This is a genomic window from Micromonospora sp. CPCC 205546 (genome assembly GCF_036902715.1).
Classification (GTDB): Bacteria; Actinomycetota; Actinomycetes; order Mycobacteriales; family Micromonosporaceae; genus Micromonospora.
Genome location: NZ_JBAKHL010000132.1, coordinates 1 through 6,484 on the forward strand (window position 1 = coordinate 1; position 6,484 = coordinate 6,484).

General features: G+C 65.3%; 5 protein-coding genes. 4 read left to right on the forward strand and 1 reads right to left on the reverse strand.

Annotation, left to right across the window (positions count from 1 at the left end; translation table 11 throughout):
• The first annotated feature begins 466 nt into the window (after window positions 1–466).
• Both V6U77_RS29385 and V6U77_RS29390 read left to right on the forward strand, forming a co-directional pair.
• On the forward strand, window positions 467–1,381 hold the full coding sequence (locus V6U77_RS29385; protein WP_334609997.1) for an IS5 family transposase: 915 nt from the start codon (window positions 467–469) through the stop codon (window positions 1,379–1,381).
• Window positions 1,382–1,475: 94 nt separating this feature from the next.
• A complete protein-coding gene (locus V6U77_RS29390) occupies window positions 1,476–1,991 on the forward strand; it encodes an NADAR family protein (protein ID WP_334609998.1) in 516 nt (171 codons plus the stop codon).
• Window positions 1,992–2,136: 145 nt separating this feature from the next.
• Here V6U77_RS29390 and V6U77_RS29395 read toward each other — a convergent pair whose 3' ends face one another.
• Window positions 2,137–3,078: an SMI1/KNR4 family protein gene (locus V6U77_RS29395; protein ID WP_334609999.1), complete on the reverse strand. Its 942-nt coding sequence runs from the start codon at window positions 3,076–3,078 to the stop codon at window positions 2,137–2,139.
• Between the two features lie 822 nt (window positions 3,079–3,900).
• Here V6U77_RS29395 and V6U77_RS29400 point away from each other — a divergent pair.
• Both V6U77_RS29400 and V6U77_RS29405 read left to right on the forward strand, forming a co-directional pair.
• On the forward strand, window positions 3,901–4,617 hold the full coding sequence (locus V6U77_RS29400; RefSeq protein WP_334610000.1) for a hypothetical protein: 717 nt from the start codon (window positions 3,901–3,903) through the stop codon (window positions 4,615–4,617).
• Window positions 4,618–4,772: 155 nt separating this feature from the next.
• Window positions 4,773–6,404 (forward strand): hypothetical protein, encoded by a 1,632-nt coding sequence (locus V6U77_RS29405; protein ID WP_334610001.1) that lies wholly within the window; start codon window positions 4,773–4,775, stop codon window positions 6,402–6,404.
• Window positions 6,405–6,484 lie beyond the last annotated feature (80 nt).

The following is a 6,484-nucleotide window of genomic DNA, read 5'->3' on the forward strand; positions in this document are numbered from 1 at the left end:
CCAGTACCGCACCGACCTACTCGACGGGTTCCTCGCTCACACCGGACTGACACTCGAACCCGACACAACCTGACCATTCAAGATCTGTAGCCACCGTCTGGCTGGACGAGGGGCAGGTGGGTGACGCGTTCGGCGAGACGCTGATTGTAGTCAACTTCATGATCAAGCATGCGGATCTGGCCGAGCGCGCCTTCGACCGGATCTGGCTGATGACTGACTTCAACGGCTGACGCGGTCAGGACTCCGGCGTGGTCCCCGGCTCGGCGTCCACCGCGTCGCGGGCGGTTCGGCGCAGAGCGGCGACGCCCAGCCTGTGGTATTGGGTCGACCAGCAGACAACTGCGTCGGTACTAGGCTAGGCCGTGTCTCGTAGCGCCGTCGATGTTGCGGCGTGGCGGTTCGATAACTGAAGAGGTCTCCGGTATGTGGTTCAGCGACCAAGCCAGAACTTCACACCGGAGACCTCGTGCCGAGCGTAGCGGCAGCGAGGCGACACGACCTGACCGACTTGCAGTGGGCGGCGCTGGAGGCGTTGTTGCCCGCGGGAACGGGTCGTGATCGGCCACGCAGATGGACCATGCGAGTGATCATCGACGGGATCCGGTGGCGGGTCCGGACCGGCTCACCGTGGCGCGACGTGCCCACGGTATATCCGCCGTGGCAGACCTTGTACCGGTGGTTTCGCCGGTGGCAGCGCGACGGTGTCTGGGCACAGATCCTGGCCTTGTTGCAGGCCCGCGCGGACGCGGCCGGATTGATCAGCTGGACGGTGAGCGTGGACTCGACCGTCGCCCGGGCCCACCAGCACGCCGCCGGGGCCCGCCGTGACGGCGACACACAGAAGCAGCCGCCCGGCGGTGTCCAGCAGGAGCCGGCCGATCACGGGCTCGGCCGGTCCCGGGGCGGGTGGACCACCAAGACCCATCTGGCCTGTGAGCAGGGCCGCAAGCTGATGGCCGTGGTGGTGACCGCAGGCCAGCGCGGCGACAGCCCGCAGTTCATTCCCGTACTGGCCAAGGTGCATGTCACCCGGACCGGTGGCGGTCGGCCGCGCACCCGCCCGAACATCGTGCTGGCCGACAAGGCGTACGCCTCCAAGGCCAACCGGGCCCACCTGCGCCAGCGAGGTATCCGGGCGTGTATCCCGAGCAAGACTGATCAGGACGCCCACCGCAAAGCCAAAGGCTCCAAAGGCGGGCGCCCGCCCACGTTCGACCCCGCCACCTACCGCCTGCGGCACGCCGTCGAGTGCGGCATCAACCAGCTCAAACAGCATCGCGCCATGGCCACCAGGTACGACAAACTCGCCGTCCGCTACGAAGCCACCCTCACCATCGCAGCCATCAACCAATGGCTTCGAGCCCTACGAAACACGGCCTAGAACGCCACGCGGGACCGCCAAGCCGCGCGACTCGCGGCAGATCCGGATGGTGGCCAGCGAACTCGGTTGCCGCTCTGTCGATGCCTGTGACACGGTGCAGATCCCCGACCCCCGCTCCGAGGCCCCGATGACGATCTACTTCTACGGTGCCGACGAGGTTCCGTACGGCTGCTTCTCCAACTTCTCCGGCCACGGCTTCGACCTCGACGGCCACTGGTGGACGACCTCCGAGCACTATTTCCAGGCCCAGAAGTTCCCCGGTACCCGCCACGCCGAACTCATCCGGCGCACGGCGACCCCGTTGCGGGCCGCCGAGCTGGGCCGCGACCGGTCCCGGCCGCTGCGCCGCGACTGGGAACGGGTCAAAGACGACGTGATGCGCCGGGCCGTGACGGCCAAGTTCACCGCCCACGCCAACATCCGCGCCATCCTGTTGGACACCGGCGACGAGGAGATCGTCGAGGACACCAGCACTGACCATTACTGGGGACGCGGCCGGAGTGGCACCGGCAAGAACATGCTCGGACGGATCTTGATGCGCACCCGCACCCAGCTACGCGCCGACCTCACCCAGAACGCCAACACCCAGGGCCGCCGACAGCGGCGATAGCACTGAGCGCAACCATCGCGAACGCGCTGTCCGCGGCAGAAGAGTAGACCGGATCTTGGAGTCCTGCGGCAACGGTTGCAGGCGTGGTCGGCGAACAGTGCCGGTCGCCGGCGAGGTCGGCCGCAGACCCGCAGGATCGTGTGGATCAGTGCGAGTGGTCCAGCAATCTCTGGATGGTGTCACGCACCGAGCGGTCCTTCTCCGCTCTCAGATGATTGCCGAGGGTATGGCGTAGCTGGGGGCACAGCTGTCTTCCCTGTGGTGTGTTCGTGGTCATGAGGTTGGCCGCGAGAGATCGAACACCGGGTACCGGATCTGCGAGTGCTGTGGTCAGGCGATCGCGGCCGTGCTCGCCTTGAGCGGACAGAGCGCGCAAGATCGTTTCCCTCACGGCCGGGTGCGGTTCCGTCGACAGTGCCTGTGTCAGGACATTGGGGAGCGATGCGCTTGGTGCTGGGTACGTGATGAAGGTGTACGCGGCAGCACGGCGTCGTGTTGCGAGTTCGCTGTTCAGCAGCGTGGCCACGAGCGCTGCTTCGTCGCCGGCCATCTGGTCTGCGAACCAGGTCAGATCACGATGTCCGGCCAGGGTGAAGTCTAACCAACGCTCATACCAGGCGAGGAAGTCCGGGTCGGTGTGGAAGTGAGGCGTGAAGAAGCCCTCAGAGTTGACCTCGACCAGACGGCCGCGGCCGGGTCCGGTGACGACGAGCAGGGTGAAATCGCTGCATCCTCGGTAGACGACCGCGATCGCGCCCGCGAAAGTGGGCGCAGCGCCGCCGCGCCTACCGGCAGACCGTTCGGCGATGTGCATGTCAGGAACGAAGGGAAATGGCTCAGCGAGGTTTCCGTTGACTCCCCCGGCCCCGGACACCCATCGTTCCATGGACAGCAGTCCATAGGTTGGGCCGTACCCGCCATGGCCGATGTGGGTGACGAACTGGCGGAACTCCTCCGGCATCCGAGTGCCGTGCAGTTCCTCAAAGGCTGAGACTTGCTGCTCAGTGAGCACGGGGCCGAGAACGGCCTCCTCCGCTGGAGGCAAAGCTGCGAGCTTGACCTGAATCCGGGCGATCCTGTCGTCCACCGGCACTTCTTGTCATGTCAGAGAGTCGTTCACATTCAAGGCGTAAGCATAGTTCATACTCAAACACATCGACCGGCATGATCGCCACCGAAGCGGGTCGGGGGTTGCCGGAGCTCCAGTTTTCGCCCGGAAGGTCCCCGGTTCAAGGAGTCTTTGGCCAGTGTGAGCATCGGTCACCACGGTCAGGTGCACTGATCTCGGCAGAGTCGGCTGTGCTCCGTCGACGCACGCCACGCTCGCTCGGCGGCAGGTCCGCGCGGACCCCAACTCGATAGCAGTCGTGTCGAGTACTCGCTACGGTGCTCGCCTATGTGGTGTCGAGAGCGAAAGGGAACGGATGACGTTGGCTACCAAGGGTTCCCGACGGATCACCGTAGAAGGCGTTACCTTCCGCTGGGCAGTTCGGCGCAGACCGACCTACTGCCAAGCCAATGGCTGGTCACCGCTGAGCTTCGTTGTCGAGCAGGCGGAGCAGCCAGGCGCCCTGTTGGTCGTATCGCTGCCCTGCGCCCACCCCGGCAACTGGATCGGACTGCCGAGCCAGCCAATGATGCCCGGAACGGTGGCTGTAGGCATCCGTCAGGCGGTGGCCGCCGGCTGGCGGCCTTCGCGGCCGGGGCCCGCCTTCAAGATGCTCCTGAGCTACTCTTCGCTCTCACGGTGACGGTCGCGTCGCCGGACGCCGCACGTCGTTGCGGCAGAAGAGGGTTCCTCGACATCGAAAGCCCCCGGTTCGTGAAGCAAACGGTTCAACACGTGCTCCGTTGCTCCCTACGTTCGGCCGTGGGGGTCTGCCGTCAATCGCTGAAAAAGGTGACGCTCATGGAGACCGGGGACGAACCGACCAGCACTCCGTCGCCGGACCCGGCCGAGGCGCCGCGGTTGTACGCTCCGCTGCCCGGACGCACTGAGAACACCTCGACGAGGTACGAGCGCTGCCTGAGGGAGCTGATCAACCTGCTCGACGCGGAGCGTCCGCTGGTGACGACCAACACTCGGCGTTCGCGGCGGAGGTGGCAGCACGAGGCGCGGCGAGTGGTTGCCCAAGCGATGCGCCGTCGGCCGGTACTGGAGGAGTGGTTCGAACCGCTGGTGCGCGCTGCGGTCCTCGAGCCGGATCCGAGTTTCAACCGGCAGCTCGTCGAACCGGCTCTTGCCGCCTTCGGCCGCAGGCGGGTGCAGTTGGCGTTGCTCAAACATCTCCGGACGGGCACCAACGCTGAACGGGCCGGCGCAGCGCGAGCCTGGTACTGGACGCAGGTTCCCCTCACCTACCTCGCCGGCTCCCGCTCCCCGACGGCTGAGAGTAAGGCCGAGTACGACGCGTTCGCCGACCTCCGCCAGGAGTGGCACGAAACCGCCTTACGCGTGTTCGTCACCAACGAGGACCTGGATGTCCGCCGGTGCATTCTTCCGGGGCTCGACCTCGGTAGGCAGCAGTACCCCGAGGATCTGCACGAGACGGTGGCCGAGGCGATTCGCATCGCCCGCACCCATCCAGATGAGTACCTGCGGCATCGGGTCGAGCACCAGATCTGACCACCCCACACACCGACATGCTGGCCGCCTGACGTGCGACTCGCGGCAGAAGAGTATGCCGGGACTGCTCGACCGGGCCGCGCGACTGCGGCTGCGCCGCCGGTCGCGTAGGTCGCGACTAAGGAGTTTCGCCACAAAGCCTTAAAATTAATCACGTGACCCGGATCCCGACACCTCTCTCCCGGTTCTGGATGAATCGGGTTAGTAGCGACCGGAACGCGGTCCGTCCGTCTGACGTGGATCAGCTGAGTCTTGCGGACGGCGTCACCGGCCGTTGCACGGTCCTGCTCGCGCCACCCGGGGCAGGCAAGACAGTCGAACTCCGACGTCTCGTCGAGTCACTCGGCGAGCGAGCACGCTTCATCACCCTGGGCACCTACGGTGATCTTCATGGGAAGATCATGCACGCGCTGGCCGAGCTCAGGCCCTACGCCGCGGATGGGCTGCTGGCGTTGGACAGCATGGATGAGTCGACGTTGCCGACGACGCAGCTGGCGGACCTGATCGAAGATGTCGTCAGAGACCTTCCCGAGGGTGTCAGGCTGGTCCTTGCGTGTCGTACGGCCGCTTGGCTTCCCGGCGTCAACCAAGTACTTCATCGAGCCCTCGGCGACGACGTCACTGTGCTGGATTTGATCGCCCTGACCAGCCACGACGTCGTGACGTTTGCCGACGCCTTTGGCGTGTCCGGGCAGGCGTTCCTCGAAGCTGTCACCTCCGCGAGGGCAACACCGCTCACCCGGCACCCGAAAGAACTTGAGTTCCTCCTCGACGACTACAGAGCCGCGGGTGCCGTGCTACCGAGCACGCAGCGTGATCTTTACGACCGCGCGATTGACCGCTTGTGCAAGGAACAAAACCCTCGCCGGCAGGCGGCCGGAAACGCTGGCGAGCACCGCGCCCTCCGAGACGGTGCAGGGCGTCTCGCCGTGCTGAGTCTGTTCACCACTCGCAAGACGTTCAGACTGCACGAACCGGATGATGGGCTCTCCCTTTCGGAAGATGACTACGCCAGCCTTTTTCCTGAGACACCGGTACCAGCGCCATACCCAGATGTTCTAGGCACCGCCTTGTTCGAGGGTTCCGCGGACAGCGCCATGAAGTTTACTCACCAGACAGTCGCCGAGTATCTGGCGGCCCGCCATCTGTCCGACCTCAGGTTGACGAAGGTGCAGCTGGACGCGCTGCTGCGGGTGCCCGGTGGGCTGCTCGCACCTCAGGTTCAGGCGGTAGCAGCGTGGCTCATCGCGCTCGACCCGGACCGGTTCGGGGACCTACTCGACGACGATCCTGCAGCTTTCATCGGCAGTCAGGTCGAACTCATCGACCCCGACTTCAGGCAGTCGCTACTGCGCCGACTTCTCGTACTCGCGGACGACTACTCGCTGGACGAAGCCGTGCATCTCGACCTGTCCGGGCTGACCTACCCAGGCATCGAGGAACTGGTTCGCCCGTACCTCACCGATCGGGACCGCTCCCTCGACGCCAGATATCTAGCTCTGCGGATCGTATCGGAAAACCAGCTCGTCGGCCTGAACGATGTGCTCGTCGGCCTCGCTATGTCCGAGGACGAGCCGGTCGTACTCCGAAACGCGGCCGGTCGGAGAAGTCTCGATCTCGTTCCCCCACGGGCCGATACGCCACTGCGCGCACTGGCCGGCCGTGCGGATGACCTGGCAGAGGAAGACGACGAACTCCTCGGTGTCGGGCTTTTCGCCCGCCTGAGGTCCAAAACCTCCCCATTAGAGCTGCTGCGCTACCTCAAGAAGCCAGCTAACAGATCTTGAAAGGCCAGGTTCGTCTGATGTGGATGGCGTTGCTGGTGTGACGGTTGTGGTGTCGGGTAGATCGGCGGTATGAGGTATCC